This is a genomic window from Burkholderia semiarida (assembly GCF_029268935.1).
GTDB lineage: Bacteria > Pseudomonadota > Gammaproteobacteria > Burkholderiales > Burkholderiaceae > Burkholderia > Burkholderia semiarida.
This window is the reverse complement of the sequence record NZ_JAHLCL010000003.1, coordinates 146,936-163,675: the sequence shown is the minus strand read 5'-3', so window position 1 is coordinate 163,675 and position 16,740 is coordinate 146,936. Positions and strand designations below refer to the sequence as shown.

General features: G+C 67.3%; 17 protein-coding genes. 12 read left to right on the top strand and 5 right to left on the bottom strand.

Going from position 1 to position 16,740, the window contains the following annotated elements; all coding sequences use genetic code 11:
- Positions 1-264 precede the first annotated feature (264 nt).
- Positions 265-699 (top strand): CHRD domain-containing protein, encoded by a 435-nt coding sequence (locus KPB06_RS04515; RefSeq protein ID WP_060966662.1) that lies wholly within the window; start codon positions 265-267, stop codon positions 697-699.
- Between the two features lie 89 nt (positions 700-788).
- Entirely contained in the window at positions 789-1,751 is a 963-nt protein-coding gene (locus KPB06_RS04510) for an alpha/beta hydrolase (RefSeq protein ID WP_124659457.1), read from the top strand.
- Here KPB06_RS04510 and KPB06_RS04505 read toward each other — a convergent pair.
- A complete protein-coding gene (locus KPB06_RS04505; protein WP_059580773.1) occupies positions 1,721-2,563 on the bottom strand; it encodes an EcsC family protein in 843 nt (280 codons plus the stop codon). The genes KPB06_RS04510 and KPB06_RS04505 overlap by 31 nt on opposite strands.
- A gap of 105 nt (positions 2,564-2,668) precedes the next feature.
- Between KPB06_RS04505 and KPB06_RS04500 the strand changes: the two genes are divergently transcribed.
- Positions 2,669-4,264: an MDR family MFS transporter gene (locus tag KPB06_RS04500; RefSeq protein WP_124659458.1), complete on the top strand. Its 1,596-nt coding sequence runs from the start codon at positions 2,669-2,671 to the stop codon at positions 4,262-4,264.
- Between the two features lie 26 nt (positions 4,265-4,290).
- Positions 4,291-4,737, top strand: coding sequence for a MarR family winged helix-turn-helix transcriptional regulator (locus KPB06_RS04495; RefSeq protein ID WP_059580779.1), 447 nt, complete (start codon positions 4,291-4,293; stop codon positions 4,735-4,737).
- 122 nt (positions 4,738-4,859) lie between these two features.
- Here KPB06_RS04495 and KPB06_RS04490 read toward each other — a convergent pair whose 3' ends face one another.
- A complete protein-coding gene (locus tag KPB06_RS04490; RefSeq protein WP_059580784.1) occupies positions 4,860-5,441 on the bottom strand; it encodes a DJ-1/PfpI family protein in 582 nt (193 codons plus the stop codon).
- Between the two features lie 156 nt (positions 5,442-5,597).
- Positions 5,598-6,878 carry an amino acid deaminase gene (locus KPB06_RS04485; protein WP_059580786.1) on the bottom strand — a complete coding sequence of 427 codons (1,281 nt, stop codon included), beginning with the start codon at positions 6,876-6,878 and terminating at the stop codon, positions 5,598-5,600.
- Between the two features lie 118 nt (positions 6,879-6,996).
- On the opposite strand from KPB06_RS04485, the gene KPB06_RS04480 reads away from it, so the two are divergent.
- From KPB06_RS04480 to KPB06_RS04450, 7 genes are all read left to right on the top strand, one after another.
- Entirely contained in the window at positions 6,997-7,935 is a 939-nt protein-coding gene (locus KPB06_RS04480; protein ID WP_226224954.1) for a MurR/RpiR family transcriptional regulator, read from the top strand.
- 2 nt (positions 7,936-7,937) lie between these two features.
- Positions 7,938-9,419, top strand: a complete 1,482-nt coding sequence (locus KPB06_RS04475; protein ID WP_089465134.1) for an N-acyl-D-amino-acid deacylase family protein — start codon at positions 7,938-7,940, stop codon at positions 9,417-9,419.
- 123 nt (positions 9,420-9,542) lie between these two features.
- The gene (locus KPB06_RS04470; RefSeq protein WP_059580793.1) at positions 9,543-9,929 is read left to right on the top strand and encodes a RidA family protein; all 387 of its coding nucleotides are present in this window, start codon (positions 9,543-9,545) and stop codon (positions 9,927-9,929) included.
- Between the two features lie 251 nt (positions 9,930-10,180).
- A complete protein-coding gene (locus KPB06_RS04465; RefSeq protein WP_275905567.1) occupies positions 10,181-10,615 on the top strand; it encodes an STM2901 family protein in 435 nt (144 codons plus the stop codon).
- Entirely contained in the window at positions 10,615-10,980 is a 366-nt protein-coding gene (locus tag KPB06_RS04460) for a DUF1493 family protein (protein ID WP_099316813.1), read from the top strand. The genes KPB06_RS04465 and KPB06_RS04460 overlap by 1 nt, the downstream gene beginning before the upstream one ends.
- Positions 10,977-11,246 carry a hypothetical protein gene (locus KPB06_RS04455; RefSeq protein ID WP_146075165.1) on the top strand — a complete coding sequence of 90 codons (270 nt, stop codon included), beginning with the start codon at positions 10,977-10,979 and terminating at the stop codon, positions 11,244-11,246. The genes KPB06_RS04460 and KPB06_RS04455 overlap by 4 nt, the downstream gene beginning before the upstream one ends.
- An 85-nt stretch (positions 11,247-11,331) precedes the next feature.
- Positions 11,332-11,745 (top strand): hypothetical protein, encoded by a 414-nt coding sequence (locus tag KPB06_RS04450; protein ID WP_104011905.1) that lies wholly within the window; start codon positions 11,332-11,334, stop codon positions 11,743-11,745.
- A 64-nt stretch (positions 11,746-11,809) separates the two neighbouring features.
- Here the strand turns inward: KPB06_RS04450 and queF are convergent, their stop codons facing one another.
- Entirely contained in the window at positions 11,810-12,640 is an 831-nt protein-coding gene (queF, locus tag KPB06_RS04445) for an NADPH-dependent 7-cyano-7-deazaguanine reductase QueF (RefSeq protein WP_059580804.1), read from the bottom strand.
- A gap of 12 nt (positions 12,641-12,652) precedes the next feature.
- On the bottom strand, positions 12,653-14,176 hold the full coding sequence (ilvA, locus tag KPB06_RS04440; protein ID WP_059580806.1) for a threonine ammonia-lyase, biosynthetic: 1,524 nt from the start codon (positions 14,174-14,176) through the stop codon (positions 12,653-12,655).
- A 575-nt stretch (positions 14,177-14,751) separates the two neighbouring features.
- Between ilvA and KPB06_RS04435 the strand changes: the two genes are divergently transcribed.
- Positions 14,752-16,740: DUF3683 domain-containing protein (locus KPB06_RS04435; protein ID WP_275920425.1), on the top strand; the 1,989-nt coding region annotated here is incomplete at its 3' end.

Genomic DNA, 16,740 nt, shown 5'->3' with positions numbered 1-16,740 from the left:
GTTCGTGTGCGGCATGTCGCGTGCCGGTCGATACACGCAAAAAAAACGCGGCCGGGCGGCCGCGTGAATACTCGCAGACTCCTTCGGACGAAGGAAACAAGCAACTGTGAAACGAAGTGTAGCGAAAGGCCGCGTCGCGATTCAGGGGGCCTGCTGCAAAGGTCTCTTCCACGTTTCGGCAGGCTGCCCGGATCGACCGCAATCGACTACCATCGTATCTGCCGCCCCTGTCCGGGCGGCGTCCACGTCGTACAAGGAGAATCCATGCTCAAGCTGCGTTTGCTCCAGGTCGCGTTGTTCGCGGGCGTGCTGGCCGCCGGCGGCGCCGCTGCCGAAACGGTGCGCCTGTCCGCCAGTCTGCAGCCGTCGAGCGAAGTGCCGCCGACGGCGACCAAGGGGTCGGGCGCCGTCGCCGCCACCTACGATACGGCCACCCGCATGCTGCAGTGGACGGTCACCTACGAACACCTCACGGGGCCGGCCACGGCCGCGCATTTCCACGGGCCCGCGCCGGTCGGCCAGAACGCCGGCGTGCAGGTGCCGATTCCGAAGGACGAGCTGACGAGCCCGATCAAGGGTTCGAAGGAACTCACCGACGCGCAGGTCACCGACCTGATGAGCGGCAAGTGGTACTTCAACATTCATACGAAGGAACACCCGTCCGGCGAGATCCGCGGCCAGGTGATGCCGGCGAACTGAGCGCCGGCGTTTGAGGTAGAGGCACCTGTCGAGCGACGCGGGCACGTTCGCCCGTACCATCGTCACATTGCGATGACGGAGTGCGTCCGATGAGTTGGCAAAGCAAGTTCGCCTGCTGGCTGCTGCGCTGGCAGTTTCGTCCCGAAACCACGCGCGAGGTGCTCGACCCCGCGCGTGCCCGGCGCTTTACCGAACTGCGGATGATCGTGCCGCGCCGCCCGCCGTCGGGCTACCGGCTGCGCCCGTGCTTCGGCGCCGGCGACGCGCCGCTGCGCGGCGAATGGCTCGAGCGCACCGACACCGCCACGGGCCGCGGGTCCGGCCGCACGCTGCTGTATTTCCACGGCGGCGGCTACTACTTCTGTTCGACGAAGACGCACCGGCCGCTGGTGTTCGGGCTGACGAAGCGCGCGGGTGTGCGCGCGTTCTCGCTCGACTATCGGCTCGCGCCCGAAAACCGCTTCCCGGCCGCGCTCGACGATGCGCTCGCCGCATACCGGCAATTGCTGGCGCTCGGCACGCCGCCCGAGTCGATCGTGCTCGGCGGCGATTCGGCGGGCGGCGGCCTCGCGCTCGCGACGCTCGTCGCGCTGCGCGATCGCGGCGAGCCGCTGCCGGCCGGCGCGATCCTGTTCTCGCCGTGGACGGATCTGGCCGGCACCGGCGACACGATGCGCAGCAACGACGGCCGCGACCCGATGTTCGCGGCCGCGGCGCTGCCGAAGGCCGCGAAGCTGTATCTCGGCGACACGCCGGCGACGCATCCGTACGCATCGCCGCTCCACGCCGATTTCACCGGCCTGCCGCCGCTGTACATCCAGGTCGGCAGCACCGAGGTGCTGCTCGACGATTCGCGCCGCGTCGCGGACAAGGCGAAGGCGGCCGGCGTGGCGGTGGAGATCGAGGTGTGGCCCGACATGCCGCACGTGTGGCAGCTGTATGCGCCGATGGTGCCGGAGGCGCGCGACGCGCTCGACCGCGCGGCCGCGTTCCTGCGCCGCGTCGCGCTCGAGCGCGCGGCTCAGCGCGCGGGCGAGGCGTCGATTGCCTGATAGGCGGCCTGGACGGCCACCGGGCCGTACTTGCGTTCAAGCCGGCGCACGGTGAAGTGGCCGTGCGCCATCTGCTGGAAGTGGTCGATGAACAGCGTGTTGACGGTCGCGCCGAGCACGGCGCCGATCGCCGGGATCGACTTCGCGGCCATCTGTTCGGTCACCTGCACCGAGAAGCGCGAGGCCACCGTCTGCACGAGCTTGAACACGGCCGCCGAGCTGTGCGCGGCGATGCCTTTGGCCGTGATGTCCGACGACGCCTTCGAGATCGCCTGCGCGAGCGCGCCGCGCAGCACGAAATAGCCGAGATCGGCGTCCTCCTCCTGCTTGTCCGGGTGGCCGCCCATCCCGAGCACGGCGAGGCACTGCAGCTGCGTATCGACCGACGTCAGATCCTCCCCCTCGCTGCGCGCGATGTCGCACACCGAGCGGAAGATCAGCGTGGTCGTCACCGGCAGCTCGACCGGCAGCGCGAGAAAGCCGAATGCGCCGCCCGCCGCGCCGGTCGTCGCGACCGCGAGCTTGTGCAGCAGATTGCTGGGCTTGTCGGGCTCGGCGTCCGGCGCCTGCGGCTTGCCGAGCGTGCGCAGCGCGATGTTCAGGCACTTGCGCAGCGCGAGCTGCGTCGCATCGTTGATCTTGCCGGTCGCGAAGTCCGGCAGCCGCGCGATCATCTTCTCGACCGGCGCGCCGAGCACGCCCGTCAGCTTCATCGTCAGCGACGGGCTTTCCAGCACCTGCTTCGCGCGCCGCAGCGCGTCCCGGTCCTCCGGCGACAGCGTCGTCGCGGGGTTGATTGAAATCGGTTCCATCTTTCTCCTTGGCCTGAACGGCCCTGAACCATCGCCAGCCTAGATTACTCCGGCATGCTAGAATTTTGAGATTATTTGACCCGGCAAAAGTTGCATCGACAAAAAATGGCCGTCCATACTGCCGCCCACCATTCGAGCGGGCAAGTCCTGCCGTTCCGCGAATCGCTGCTCGCGATGATCGGGATCTCGTTCGTCACCATGCTGGTCGCGCTGGACCAGACGGTCGTCGGCACCGCGCTGCCGACCATCGTCGCCGAACTGCGCGGCTTCGATCTGTACGCGTGGGTCGCGACCTCGTACCTGCTCAGCTCCGTGATCACCGTGCCGATTTTCGGCCGGCTCGGCGATTACTATGGGCGCAAGCCGTTCGTGATCGCGTCGATCGTCGTGTTCACCGGCGCGTCCGTGCTCTGCGGGATGGCCAACGACATGCTGACCCTCGTGCTCGCGCGCGGGTTGCAGGGCATCGGCGGCGGGATGCTGGTCGGCACCGCGTTCGCATGCATTCCCGATCTGTTTCCCGATTCCGTCGTGCGGCTGCGCTGGCAGGTGCTGATGAGCTCAGCGTTCGGCATCGCGAATGCGGTCGGGCCGTCGCTCGGCGGGTTCCTGACCCAATCGTTCGGCTGGCGCTCGGTGTTCTACGTGAACCTGCCGATCGGCATCCTGTCGCTGTTCTTCGTGTGGCGCTACCTGCCGCACCTGCGCCACGTCGAGCACGATCGCAAGATGCGGCTCGACTGGCCCGGCGCGCTCCTGATCGCGCTGTCGCTCGGCGCGCTGCAACTGTTCGTCGAATGGCTGCCGAAGTACGGCGTCATGAGCTGGGCGTCGCTGCTGCTCGTCGTCGCGGTCGCGGCGGGCGCCGGCTTGTGGCACTGGGAGAAGCGCTGCGCGCAGCCGATCCTGCCGTTCGACATGTTCGCCAACCGCGCGCTGTCCGCGCTGTTCGTGCTCGCGATCCTCGCCGGTTTCTCGATGTTCTCGTTGCTGTTCTACGCGCCGCTGCTGTTCCAGGGCGGCTTCGGGATGTCGCCGAAGGAGGCGGGGCTCGTGATCACGCCGCTCGTCGTGTTCATCACGATCGGCAGCATCATGAACGGCCGCGTCATCACGCGCATCCGCAACCCGAACGCGATGCTGCACGTCGGCTTCGTGCTGTTCGCGGTCGCCTGTGCGGGCGTCGTCGTGGCGACCCACGCGACGCCGGCCTGGATGCTGATGGCGCTGATGGTCGCGGGCGGCATCGGGCTCGGCTTCGTGCTGCCGAACCTCACCGTGTTCGCGCAGCAGACGGCCGGCCGCGAGCATCTCGGCATCGCGACGGCGCTGCTGCAGTCGCTGCGCATGGTCGGCGGGATGCTCGGTACCGCGCTCACGGGCACGCTCGTCAACCAGATGTATTCGGGCGGCGTGCGCAGCGCGCTGTCGGCCGATCACGCGATGCAGTGGCACGCGCGGCTCGCCGATCCGCAGATCCTGATCGATCGCGCGGCGCAGGGCGGTCTCGTCGCGGAGTTGACGCGTGCCGGGCATAATGGCGCGCTGCTGCTGGAAGCGGCCCGCGAATCGCTGGTCGGCGCGATCCACCTCGGTGTCGCGATGGCGGCCGTCGTCGCCGTGGTGTCGGTGTGGCAGTGCCGTCGCGTGCCGCCGATCGCGCTGCGGCGCAAGATCGAACCGCACGTCGCGGCCGATTGATCGATTGAACGAACAGAACTGAGCGCATGGAAGAACAGGACCGCGTCGCGATCTTGCAGCAATTCGGACGCACGTATCGTGCGTTCATGACCGCATTCGAAACGCACGTCGGGCAGCCGATGCCGCGCTGGCGCATCATGGTCGCGCTGCACACGATGGACGGGCATGCGTCGCAGAAGAAGCTCGTCGAGGTGCTGCGCATCGATCCGGGCGCGCTCACGCGCCAGTTGAAGTCGCTCGACGCGCTCGGCTGGATCGAGCGCGCGTCCGATGCACGCGACAACCGCGTGACCAACGTCACGCTGACCGCCGACGGCCGCGCCGCGTTCGAAGCGTGCCTGCCGCGCCGCAAGGCGTTCATCGACCAGACGATGGCGCAATTGCCGGACGACGTGCTGACCGCGCTGTCGGGCGCGCTCGCGATGCTGGAGTCGCGGATCGCGGACGTCGGCTCGACGCCGGCGCCGCACTGAAGGGCAGGCCGCGGCGGGGCGCCCCCCGTCGGCCGATCGTGGCCGGCGCGGCCGAGCGCACGTACGCACCCGCTGCCGGCCGGCGTTTCACTTCACATCATTTCGATTCATTCCCGCGTCGTTCACAGCTCGATGCGCGTGCCGAGCAGCGCGAGGAACTGCGCGAGCCAGGCCGGATGCGCGGGCCATGCGGGCGCGGTGACGAACGGCGCGTCGGTCACGGCCGCGTCGACCGGGATGTCCGCGTATTCGCCGCCCGCGAGCTTCACCTCCGGCGCACAGGCCGGGTACGCCGAAATGCGCTTGCCGCGGATCACGTCGGCGGCCGCGAGCAGTTGCGCCGCGTGGCAGATCGCCGCGATCGGCTTGCCGGCTTCGGCGAACGCGCGCACGAGCGAGATCACCTTCGGATCGAGTCGCAGATATTCGGGCGCACGGCCGCCCGCGATCGCGAGCGCGTCGTAGCGCGCCGCATCGACGTCGTCGAACGCCGCATTCAGCGTGAAGTTGTGGCCGGGCTTCTCGGTGTAGGTCTGGTCGCCCTCGAAATCGTGGATCGCGGTCTTGATCTTGTCGCCCGCGCGCTTGCCCGGGCAGACTGCGTCGACGTGATGGCCGACGGCCTGCAGCGCCTGGAACGGCACCATCGTTTCGTAGTCTTCGGCGAAATCGCCGGTCAGGAACAGGATCTTCTTCGCGGCCATGGCTTTCTCCAGAGAAGCAGCGTTGAAGGCCCGATCGCGCCGTGCATGACGGCCGCGACGGGCCCGAGGGCGAAAGCGCAGTGTACTCCGGCAGATTGAAGCGCGCGTGACGGCCGCCCCGCGCGAGCGGCAGGGCGGCGCCGCGCGCTGCATGCGTCAGAAGAACGTTTCGACGACTTCCGTCACGCGGAACTGCGGATCGAGCACGAGCACCTGGCGCCACTTGTCGAACGTCAGGCACGGGTGCGAGATGTCGAACGCGACCATGTCGCCGACCTTCACGTCCGCGCCCGGCGGGATCTGCAGGTACGCGTGCTGGTCCATCATCCCGGTGACGGCCCAGCCTTCGGCGGCGGCGACGTCGCGCGGCGCGGTGTCGCGGCCCGGGCGGAAGTGGCGCGCCGGCTCGGGCAGGCCCGCGTCGAACGCCGCATCGCGCTTGCCGAGCGCGACGATCGCACGGTCGGCCTCCGGCACCGACTGCACGTACGCCCACAGCTGCAGCGCCGGCAGCAGCCCTTCGCCCATCGAGCGGGCGATCGGGTTGCGCGCGAACACGTCGGTCTGCGCCTTCTTGTAGATGCCGACGTCGTGCGTCAGGTAGCAGCCCGGACGCAGCACGACTTCCGCGAAGCCCGCATCGGACGCCTTCCTGAATTCTTCGGCGACCACGTCGTACCACGCCGAACCGGCGCCGGACAGGATCGCGGGCGTGCGCGCGAAGCGGCCGGCTTCGGCCAGCTCGCGCGTGAGCGCGACCGCCTGCTGCAGGAACGCGCGGATCTCGCCTTCCTCCTTCAGCACGCCTTCATAGAGTTCGATGCCGGCCAGCTTCAGCGTGTCCGGATAGCGCGCGATCGCGGCGAGCACGGCCTCGCGCTGCGCGGCATCGCGCACGCCCGCGCGGCCGCCCGGCACGCCGAGTTCGATCAGCACGTTCAGCGATTTTTTCGCGTCGCCGAAGAAGCGGCCGAGCTGGTCGACGCTCTCCGCGGAATCGACGAGACAGAAGAATTCGAAATCGGGATCGGACAGCAGCCCCGCGATGATCGTCATGTTCTGGCGGCCGACCAGCTGGTTCGCGAGCAGCACGCGCCGCACGCCGCCGTGATACGCGGCCTGCGTCTGGTGCGCGGTCGCGAGCGTGATGCCCCACGCGCCGGCGTCGAGCTGGCGGCGGAACAGTTGCGGCGCCATCGTCGTCTTGCCGTGCGGCGCGAACTTGACGCCGTATTTCTGCACGAACGCCTGCATCCAGTTCAGGTTGTGCTCGACGCGATCCTCGTAAAGCACGGCGGCCGGCAGGCTGACGTCTTCCGCGAGCAGGTTCCATTCGAGCCGGCCGGCGTCGCCGAGCGGCACGCTCGCGCTCGGCAGATTGCCCAGGCCCTTGCCGAACGGATCGATCGTCGCTTCCTGATAGTTTGTAACTTTCATGTCATCCCGCTCCATCATCACTATGCATTGCACTGAAGTTGACATGCAGATGGTACAGAAAGTAGCATCGGCGCGGTGATGTTATTTAATAACATCCCGCTTCACCCCTTTTCCGCCGATGAATACGCCCGCTTCCCCGTCCGCTTCGCCCGCGGCCGAGCCGCATCCGGCTCAGGCCGCTCCGCCGGTCCTCGACATCGTCGCGCGGATCGCCGAATGCGCGCCCGAGCTGCGCGAAGCCGAGCGCAAGGTCGCCGCGTTCATCCTCGCCGATCTGGCGCGTGCCGCGCATGCGAGCATCGGCGCGCTCGCGCGCGACGCGGAGGTCAGCGTCGCCACGGTCACGCGTTTCGCGAAGGCCGTCGGCTGCCGCGACGTGCGCGAGCTGAAGGTGCTCGTCGCGCAGGCGGCGGCCGTCGGCCAGCGCTTCCTGGTGCCGTCCGACGACGCGCCGGCCGACGACACGAACCCCGCGTCGATCGTCTACGACGAGATCCGCGTGGCGCTCGCGCACAACCACCAGCTGCTGCGCAACACGTCGTTCGACGCGGCGGCCGATCTGCTGGCCGGCGCGAAGATGACCTACGTGTACGGGCAGGGCGGCGGCTCGACCGCGCTCGCCGACGAGCTGCGCTTCCGGCTCGTGCGCTTCGGCCGGCCGGTCGCGAGCTACCAGGACAGCCTGCTGCAGCGGATGGTGGCCGCGACGCTGTCGGGCGACACCGTCGTCGTCGCGTTGTCGGTGAGCGGACGCGTGCCCGAGCTGCTCGAGAGCTGCCGGCTCGCGAAGCGTTACGGCGCGAAGCTGATCGCGATCACCGCGCCGGCATCGCCGCTCGCGAAGCTCGCCGACCACCTGATCCCCGTCGTCGCATTCGAAACCGATTTCATTTACAAGCCTTCGACATCGCGCTACGCGATGATGATGGCGATCGACGTGCTCGTCACCGGCGTCGCATTGCGGCTCGGCGATGCGGGCCGGGAATCGCTGCGCCGTATCAAGCACGCGCTCGACGCGCACCGCGGCGGCGGAGACCGTCAACCGGTAGGAGACTGACCATGCATTCGCACCCCGAAGCCGCCGATACGCTGATCGTCGGCGCGCAGTTGTACGACGGCACCGGCGCGCCGCCCGTCACGCGCGACGTCGCGATCCGCAACGGCCTGATCGCGGCGATCGGCAACCTGTCGAACTGGCTCGCCGAGAACGTCGTCGACGCGAACGGCCGCGCGCTCGCGCCGGGTTTCGTCGACGTGCACACCCACGACGACACGCACGTGATCCGCGCGCCGCAGATGATCCCGAAGATCTCGCAGGGCGTGACGACCGTGATCGTCGGCAACTGCGGGATCAGCGCATCGCCGGTGACGCTCGCGGGCGACCCGCCCGATCCGATGAACCTGCTCGGCGAGCGCGGCGCGTTCCAGTACCCGACCTTCGCCGCCTACGTCGCGGCCGTGAACGATGCGCGCCCGGCCGTGAACGTTGCGGCGCTCGTCGGCCATACGGCGCTGCGCAACAACCAGATGGACCGCCTCGACCGCGCGGCGACCGACGGCGAGATCGCCGGCATGCGCGCGCAACTCGAGGAGGCGCTCGCGAACGGTGCGCTCGGCCTGTCGTCGGGGCTCGCATACGGCTCGGCGTTCGCGGCGCCGACCGAGGAAGTGATGGCGCTCGCCGAACCGCTCGCCCAAGCCGGCGCGCTGTATACGACGCACATGCGCACCGAGTTCGACGCGATCCTCGACGCGATGGAAGAGGCGTACCAGGTCGGCCGTCATGCACGCGTGCCGGTCGTGATCTCGCACCTGAAGTGCGCGGGCCCGTCGAACTGGGGGCGCAGCACCGAGGTGCTCGCGTCGCTCGAAGGCGCGCGCCGCTACCAGCCGGTCGGCTGCGACTGCTATCCGTACAGCCGCAGCTCGTCGACGCTCGATCTGAAGCAGGTGACGGGCGACATCGACATCACGATCACGTGGTCGGAACCGCATCCGGAAGTCGCGGGCAAGCTGCTGAAGGCGATCGCGGCCGACTGGGGCGTGACCGAGCAGGAGGCCGCGCAGCGCATTCGCCCGGCCGGCGCCGTGTACCACAACATGTCCGAGGACGACGTGCGCCGGATCCTGTCGCATCCGGCGACGATGGTCGGCTCCGACGGCCTGCCGAACGATCCGCTGCCGCATCCGCGGCTGTGGGGCGCGTTCCCGCGCGTGCTCGGCCACTACGTGCGCGACACCAGCCTGCTGCCGCTCGAGGAGGCGATCCGCAAGATGACGTCGCTGTCCGCGCGCCGCTTCGGGCTCGCTCGGCGCGGCGAGGTGCACGTCGGCTATCACGCCGATCTCGTGCTGTTCGATCCGGCGAGCGTGATCGACGCCGCGACGTTCGAGAAGCCGCAGCAGCCCGCGCACGGGATCGATGCCGTGTGGGTGAACGGTGTGCTGACTTACGAAAACGGCCAGCCGACCGGCGAGCGCGCCGGCGGTTTCGTCGCGCGCGGCGAACGCGTGTCGGCCAGTGCCGATGCGGCGTTCTGAACGCGCGCATTCCGATCTTCCGCGCGCCGCAGCAGCCGGCGCGCGTACCCGCAACCGTGCGTTGCATGGGCAGGAGCAGGCGCTGAAGCGCCGGCTCGGGCCGACAACACGAGGAGTGAAACGATGAAGCGATATGGCGTAGGCGAAGCGAAGGGGACCGGCGGCCAGGTGATGCCGTTCGCGCGGGCGGTCGAGGCCGACGGCTGGCTGTACGTGTCGGGCCAGACGCCGATGGTGAACGGCGAGGTCGTCGAAGGCGGGATCGTCACGCAGTCGAAGCAGGCGATCGAGAACGTGATCGCGATCCTGAAGGAAGCCGGCTACGGCCTCGAGCACGTCGTGCGCTGCGGCGTGTGGCTCGACGATGCGCGCGATTTCGCGTCGTTCAACAAGGTGTTCGTGTCGTACTTCGGCGAGAACCCGCCGGCACGCGCGTGCGTGCAATCGAGCATGGTGATCGACTGCAAGGTCGAGGTCGACTGCATCGCGTACAAGCCGCCGGTGAAGTAACGCGCGAGGGCGGAAGCTGTACGACAAGGCCGGTGCATGGACGTGCACCGGCCTTGTTGCATTTGGCACTGAATTTTTACACTTTGAATAGAATCCTGTCGATGAGAGCGCGAGACGATAGGTCCGTCTGGCGGGTGACAACAGTGATGGACGCGTAATTGGCAACGGGCATCATGAAATTCGAACGAGCAGACTAAGTGGATTGCTGGGTATGGTCGTCTTCCCGATCAACGATTTCGTGAAGTCGCCCCATGACCAGCAATACATACCGCTACGGCGTTCATTCGGATCTCACACCCGCCGAGCTTTTCTTTTTCGTCGCTGTAGAAGAGACGTGTGCACGGGCCGGGATCGACGATGTCGAAGCTGTGATCCTGATTCTGGCGGGCTGGCCGGTATTGCCGACGCGGCAGAAATTCGGCGGCGCGACGAAAGGAACGTCCGTCGCATCCGTGATGGCTCGATCGATTTTCCGCCACCAGTTGAACAGGAAGGTTTTACCAACCGTGACGCTGCAGAGTATCAAGTCGTTTCGGATCATCCTGACCCGAAAACTCAGCGTGTTCGTCGGACGTGCCGTGCCTGGCGTGGGTTGGGCGCTGCTTGCGCGTGACGTGTTCGCGATCGTTCACGGAACGACCTCCCGGTACAACGGCCTCGTCAGAAACGAGGACAGGGTGTTTTGATGCAAAACGTGAGTTGGGACGAGATCGAAGCTTTTGTGAGGTCGGAGGTGGGGCTCGGTCCATCGAAGCCGCTCGCTGCTCATACCCGGCTCTGGGAAGACCTGGGTCAAACCGGCGACGAAGCCAATGACTTCATGTGGCGCTTTTTTGAGCGGTTTGCCGTCGATACCGGCGACTTCGATTTCCATCGATATTTTTTGATGGAAGGCGAGGGGTTGCTCTATTCGCTGTTTCGGCGATGGGTGCTTCGAAAACCGCACCACCTCGAGCGTGAACCAATTACGCTCGCGATGCTGCATCGTGCGGCGGTCGGGAGGAAATGGGATGCCGAGCGATTGGTCGAAGTGCAGCGAAAGGCAGGATGAACGTGCCAGCCGTAGATGATGCTGCAATGAACATGAGTGATCAGCGGCAAGGTCGCGGCGACATGGCCATCCCGTTGCTGATGGGCGAATGGGCCGTGCTGATGGAAACGATCCGCTTGCGACTCGACCAGATCGAGTGCATGGATCCGGATTCGCTCGATGAGGATGCGCTCGCAGATCGGTACGAAGACCAGGAAACGCTCACACGTTTGCTGGCCCATATCGAGAGCAACTTTGCACGCACCTTCGGCGGTTTGCCGGCGTAGCCGAAATGACGGTCGCATTGGGCACTCGGGGAAGCGCCACGCAGCGGCGAGCAAGCGTGCAATGGTGATGCGGATCGCAAGTCTGATGTTGCTGCTCGTGCTCGACCGCACTGCCGTTGCGAGCACGTTGTCCGACAAGACGCCGCTGCGAGGAGTAGTGCTTCATGTTGCGCCGAGGTCTGTCGAAATCGTCAGCAACGGGGCGTGGTCGGCCGACATCAGCGGAGGCGAAACCGCGGATATGTGCCGCCAGTTCATTCTTCGGCAGACGGATGTCAGCGCGTTTTTCAAGCGTGCGAACCGCGTAACGGAACGGGCGTACAGTCATGACTTGGATGCCGCGAGTTGCTATGCCGAAGGCGTAGCGCGTCTAGCGGGTGGTGGCGCGGCGAAATGGAGGATAGACCAGGCAAGGCGAGGCTTCATTTCCATGCACGATGGTCGAACAATCTACCTGTATTGTCCGAAGTGCCGGGCCGCCATGTTCGCGCCGAATTAGAGAGACGCACCCTTCCGCAAGCTGGGAGGGTTGGCGGACCGCAAGATGCCGCCAACAGACTCATTTACTGCCGCGCCGTCCGCGCGTTATCGGGCATCGGCTGGTTGTAATTCGTGCGGAACGGGTTGATGTCGAGCCCGCCGCGCCGCGTATACCGTGCATACACCGCCAGCTTCACCGGTTTGCACGCATGCAGGATGTCGAGGAAGATCCGCTCGACGCACTGCTCGTGAAAGCCCGTGTGATTGCGGAACGAGATGATGTAGCGCAGCAGGCCCGCATGGTCGATCTGCGGCCCGACGTAGTGGATCTGCACGCTGCCCCAGTCGGGCTGGCCGGTGACCGGGCAGTTCGAGCGCAGCAGGTCGGACACGAGCGTCTCCTCGACCGGCGCCTCGTTCTCGCCGTCGGCGGCCGACAGCAGCGACGGATCGGGTTCGTACACGTCGGTGTCGAGGTCGAGCCGGTCGAGCGACAGCCCGTCGAGCTCGTCCATCTCGAGCTTGCCGAAATCGTGCGGCGACACCAGCTGCACCGACACGCTCGCGCCGCACGCGGCCGACACGTCGCGCTTGAGCACGTCGCGCACCGCGTCGACCGAGTCGAACTTGGATTGCGCGAACGAGCCGAGATACAGCTTGAACGACTTCGATTCGACGATGTTCGGCGATTCGGCCGGCACGTAGAACGTCGCGATCGCGAGCTGCGGCTTGCCGCGCGCGTTGAGCCACGACAGTTCGTATGCGTTCCAGATGTCGGTGCCGAAGAACGGCAGCGCCGACGTGATGCCGAGCTGCTCGCGCGCGCCGGCGCGCGGGATCGGGAACAGCAGCGACGCATCGTACTGCGCCGCGTAGACAGTGGCCTTGCCGAGCGGGGAATGTTCGGGATTCATTGCACGAAGCCTTTACGACAGGAAGAGGCGGTAAGCCGGGTTGGCGCTCTCTTCGACGTACGGATAGCCGAGCGCCGCGAGGAAGCGTTCGAATTCGGCGCGATCGGCCGGCGGCACCTGCAGCCCGACGAGGATCGAGCTGTAGTCCGCGCCCTGGTTGCGGTAGTGGAACAGGCTGATGTTCCAGTCCGGCGCCATCGACGACAGGAACTTCATCAGCGCGCCCGGCCGTTCCGGGAATTCGAAGCGGAACAGGCGCTCGTCGAGCGCGAGCGGCGAGCGGCCGCCGACCATGTAGCGGATGTGTTCCTTCGACAGCTCGTCGTGCGTCAGGTCGACGCTGTTGAAACCGTGCGACTCGAAGTTCGCGGCGATCTCCGCCGATTCGCCGCGGCGCTTGATCTGCACGCCGACGAAGATGTGCGCGGACTGCGCATCGGCGATCCGGTAGTTGAACTCGGTGACGTTGCGATCGCCGACGAGCGAGCAGAAGCGCTTGAAGCTGCCGCGCTCCTCGGGGATCGTGACCGCGAACACGGCCTCGCGCGCCTCGCCGACCTCGGCGCGCTCGGCGACGAAGCGCATCCGGTCGAAGTTCATGTTCGCGCCGGACGTGACCGCGACGAGCGTCTGGTTCTCGATGCCTTCGCGTTCCGCGTACAGCTTCGCGCCCGCGACCGCGAGCGCGCCGGACGGCTCGAGCACGCTGCGCGTGTCCTGGAACACGTCCTTGATCGCCGCGCACAGCGCGTCGGTGTTGACCGTCACGACGCCGTCGAGGAATTCGCGGCACAGCCGGAAGGTTTCCTCGCCGACGAGCTTTACCGCGGTGCCGTCCGCGAACAGGCCGACCTCGCTCAGCTCGATGCGCTCGCCCGCGTCCAGCGACTGCGCCATCGCGCACGAATCCTCGGCCTGCACGCCGATCACCTTGATCTCGGGGCGCACCGCCTTCACGTACGCGGCGACGCCGGACGCGAGCCCGCCGCCGCCGATCGGCACGAAGATCGCGTGGATCGGGCCCTGGTGCTGGCGCAGGATTTCCATCGCGATCGTGCCCTGGCCGGCGATCACGTACGGATCGTCGAACGGGTGGACGAACGTGAGGTCGCGCTCCTGCTGGACCTTGACCGCGTGCGCGTACGCATCGCTGTACGATTCGCCCGCCTGGATCACCTCGACGCTCGGGCCGCCGTGCGCGCGCACCGCATCGACCTTCACCTGCGGCGTCGTGACCGGCACGACGATCACGGCCTTGATGCCCATCCGCGCCGCCGAGAACGCGACGCCCTGCGCGTGGTTGCCGGCCGACGCGGTAATCACGCCGCGCGCGAGCGCGTCCGCCGGAATGTGCGCCATCTTGTTGTACGCGCCGCGCAGCTTGAACGAGAACACCGGCTGGTTGTCCTCGCGCTTCAGGTAAACGGCGTTGCGCAGCCGGGTCGACAGATTGCGGGCCGGTTCGAGTTCCGTCTCGATCGCGACGTCGTAGACGCGCGCGGTGAGGATTTTCTTCAGGTAATCGTGGGATGCCATGGGCGCTCGCGTGCAGTGCGGATGCAGACGGTAAAGGGTCAATGATAGCGCCAAGGGTCGGCCCGCACGCAAGCGGCATGCCGGGCGGGCGGTCGTGGCGGTGACCTGCGCATACGGGCGGGGCGCCGCGCGCCGCTTTTTACCGGTTTAACCGCATGGTTACCGACCGGACGGACGGCGAATGGTCGCACGAAATCGTGCCGAACCCCGCCCGGCGCGGCTCGTGGCGATAGCCCCACGACCTGTCCGGCGTGTCACGGGCGGCGCGATCATGGGTTAGAATTCCGTTTTGAATCAAGGATTCGGAAGATGCAGAGGCACCCTCGGATCGCACCGTTGAAGCCGACGCCGCGCGCAGCCAGCCCCGCGGCCGAACGGCATGCGCGCCGCGCGCGATCGTGCTGATGGTCCCGAGTGCCGCCAGGCCCTGTCGCCGGCCAGGAGGGGCGAGTCGCCCGCTCCGGCCCCATGAAGGACAGCCGCGCGCCTGGTAACAGAACAGATTTCCCCAAGATTGCGCCCACGCGCTTGCCGACGCCCGTGCACGGGATATCGGCCCTCCGAGTCGTCCGAACATGAACGCACCACAAGTTTTCGATCCGCATGGCGCGGCCGCCGCCGTCGCCGCCGACCCCGCGCCCCGCTTGCGCGAGATCCCCTACAACTACACGTCCTTCTCGGATCGCGAGATCGTGATCCGCCTGCTCGGCGAAGAGGCGTGGTCGGTGCTCGACGAACTGCGTGCGGAACGCCGCACGGGCCGTTCCGCACGGATGCTGTACGAAGTGCTCGGCGACATCTGGGTCGTGCGTCGCAACCCGTACTTGCAGGACGACCTGCTCGACAACCCGAAGCGCCGCGCGCTGCTGATCGAGGCGCTGAACCACCGCCTGACCGAAATCGGCAAGCGCCGTAGCGCCGATCTCACCGAGCACCGCGACGCCGCCGGCCGCGAACGCGCATCGCGCGTCGAGATGCTGGAAGCGGCAGCGCAGCGCGCGGTCGACGAATTCGCCGACGAATTCGACAAGATGGCCGAGCTGCGTCGCCGCGCGACCAAGGCGCTTGGCCGCTGCACGCAGAAGGACAACATCCGCTTCGACGGGCTGTCGCGCGTGTCGCACGTGACCGACGCGACCGACTGGCGCGTCGAATACCCGTTCGTCGTGCTGACGCCCGACACCGAAGCCGAGATCGCCGCGCTGATCAAGGCGTGCTTCGAGCTCGGCCTGACCGTGATCCCGCGCGGCGGCGGCACCGGCTACACGGGCGGCGCGGTGCCGCTCACGCCGTTCTCCGCGGTGATCAACACCGAGAAGCTCGAACAGCTCGGCGCGGTCGAGCTCACCGAGCTGCCGGGCGTCGCGCACAAGGTGCCGACGATCTTCTCCGGCGCGGGCGTCGTCACGCGCCGCGTGACCGAAGCGGCGGAAGCGGCCGGCTACGTGTTCGCGGTCGATCCGACCTCGCTCGACGCCTCGTGCATCGGCGGCAACGTCGCGATGAACGCGGGCGGCAAGAAGGCCGTGCTGTGGGGCACCGCGCTCGACAACCTGGCGTGGTGGCGGATGGTCGACCCGGACGGCAACTGGCTCGAAGTCACGCGCCACGAGCACAATCAGGGCAAGATCCACGACATCGCGGTCGCGCGCTTCGAGCTGAAGTGGTTCGACGGCGCGTATGCGCCGGGCGAGAAGCTGCTGAAGACCGAGATGCTCGAGATCGAAGGCCGGCGCTTTCGCAAGGAAGGGCTCGGCAAGGACGTCACCGACAAGTTCCTCGCCGGCCTGCCGGGCGTGCAGAAGGAAGGCTGCGACGGGCTGATCACGTCCGCGCGCTGGGTGCTGCACAAGATGCCCGCGCACACGCGCACCGTCTGCCTCGAATTCTTCGGCCAGGCGCGCGAGGCGATCCCGAGCATCGTCGAGATCAAGGACTACCTGTTCGAGACGTCGAAGCAGGGCGGCGCGATCCTCGCGGGCCTCGAGCACCTCGACGAGCGCTACCTGCGCGCGGTCGGCTACGCGACCAAGAGCAAGCGCAATGCGTTCCCGAAGATGGTGCTGATCGGCGACATCGTCGGCGACGACGCCGACGCGGTCGCGCACGCGACGTCCGAAGTGATCCGGATGGCGAACGGCAAGAGCGGCGAAGGCTTCGTCGCGGTCAGCGCGGAGGCGCGCAAGCGCTTCTGGCTGGACCGCAGCCGCACGGCGGCGATCGCGAAGCACACGAACGCGTTCAAGATCAACGAGGACGTCGTGATCCCGCTGAACCGGATGGGCGAGTACACCGACGGCATCGAGCGGATCAACATCGAGCTGTCGCTGAAGAACAAGCTGCAGCTGGTCGACGCGCTCGAGGCGTTCTTCCGTGGCGGCAACCTGCCGCTCGGCAAGACCGACGACGCGAACGAGATCCCGAGCGCGGAACTGCTGGAGGACCGCGTGCAGCAGGCGCTGGAGCTGCTCAAGCGCGTGCGCGCGCGCTGGGAATTCGTGCGCGACCGGCTCGACCAGCCGCTGCGCGAGGCGCAGCACTACCTGGTGCAGCTCGGCTACGAG

Bases quoted from the DNA above. Each gene is read 5' to 3' on its own strand.
- KPB06_RS04500 (WP_124659458.1), top strand. From the start codon at position 2,669: ATGGCCGTCCATACTGCCGCCCACCATTCGAGCGGGCAAGTCCTGCCG.
- KPB06_RS04485 (WP_059580786.1), bottom strand. From the start codon at position 6,878: ATGAAAGTTACAAACTATCAGGAAGCGACGATCGATCCGTTCGGCAAG.
- ilvA (WP_059580806.1), bottom strand. From the start codon at position 14,176: ATGGCATCCCACGATTACCTGAAGAAAATCCTCACCGCGCGCGTCTAC.
- KPB06_RS04480 (WP_226224954.1), top strand. From the start codon at position 6,997: ATGAATACGCCCGCTTCCCCGTCCGCTTCGCCCGCGGCCGAGCCGCAT.
- KPB06_RS04455 (WP_146075165.1), top strand. From the start codon at position 10,977: ATGAACGTGCCAGCCGTAGATGATGCTGCAATGAACATGAGTGATCAG.
- KPB06_RS04490 (WP_059580784.1), bottom strand. From the start codon at position 5,441: ATGGCCGCGAAGAAGATCCTGTTCCTGACCGGCGATTTCGCCGAAGAC.
- KPB06_RS04460 (WP_099316813.1), top strand. From the start codon at position 10,615: ATGCAAAACGTGAGTTGGGACGAGATCGAAGCTTTTGTGAGGTCGGAG.
- KPB06_RS04515 (WP_060966662.1), top strand. From the start codon at position 265: ATGCTCAAGCTGCGTTTGCTCCAGGTCGCGTTGTTCGCGGGCGTGCTG.
- KPB06_RS04495 (WP_059580779.1), top strand. From the start codon at position 4,291: ATGGAAGAACAGGACCGCGTCGCGATCTTGCAGCAATTCGGACGCACG.
- KPB06_RS04465 (WP_275905567.1), top strand. From the start codon at position 10,181: ATGACCAGCAATACATACCGCTACGGCGTTCATTCGGATCTCACACCC.
- KPB06_RS04470 (WP_059580793.1), top strand. From the start codon at position 9,543: ATGAAGCGATATGGCGTAGGCGAAGCGAAGGGGACCGGCGGCCAGGTG.
- KPB06_RS04475 (WP_089465134.1), top strand. From the start codon at position 7,938: ATGCATTCGCACCCCGAAGCCGCCGATACGCTGATCGTCGGCGCGCAG.
- queF (WP_059580804.1), bottom strand. From the start codon at position 12,640: ATGAATCCCGAACATTCCCCGCTCGGCAAGGCCACTGTCTACGCGGCG.
- KPB06_RS04505 (WP_059580773.1), bottom strand. From the start codon at position 2,563: ATGGAACCGATTTCAATCAACCCCGCGACGACGCTGTCGCCGGAGGAC.
- KPB06_RS04450 (WP_104011905.1), top strand. From the start codon at position 11,332: ATGTTGCTGCTCGTGCTCGACCGCACTGCCGTTGCGAGCACGTTGTCC.
- KPB06_RS04510 (WP_124659457.1), top strand. From the start codon at position 789: ATGAGTTGGCAAAGCAAGTTCGCCTGCTGGCTGCTGCGCTGGCAGTTT.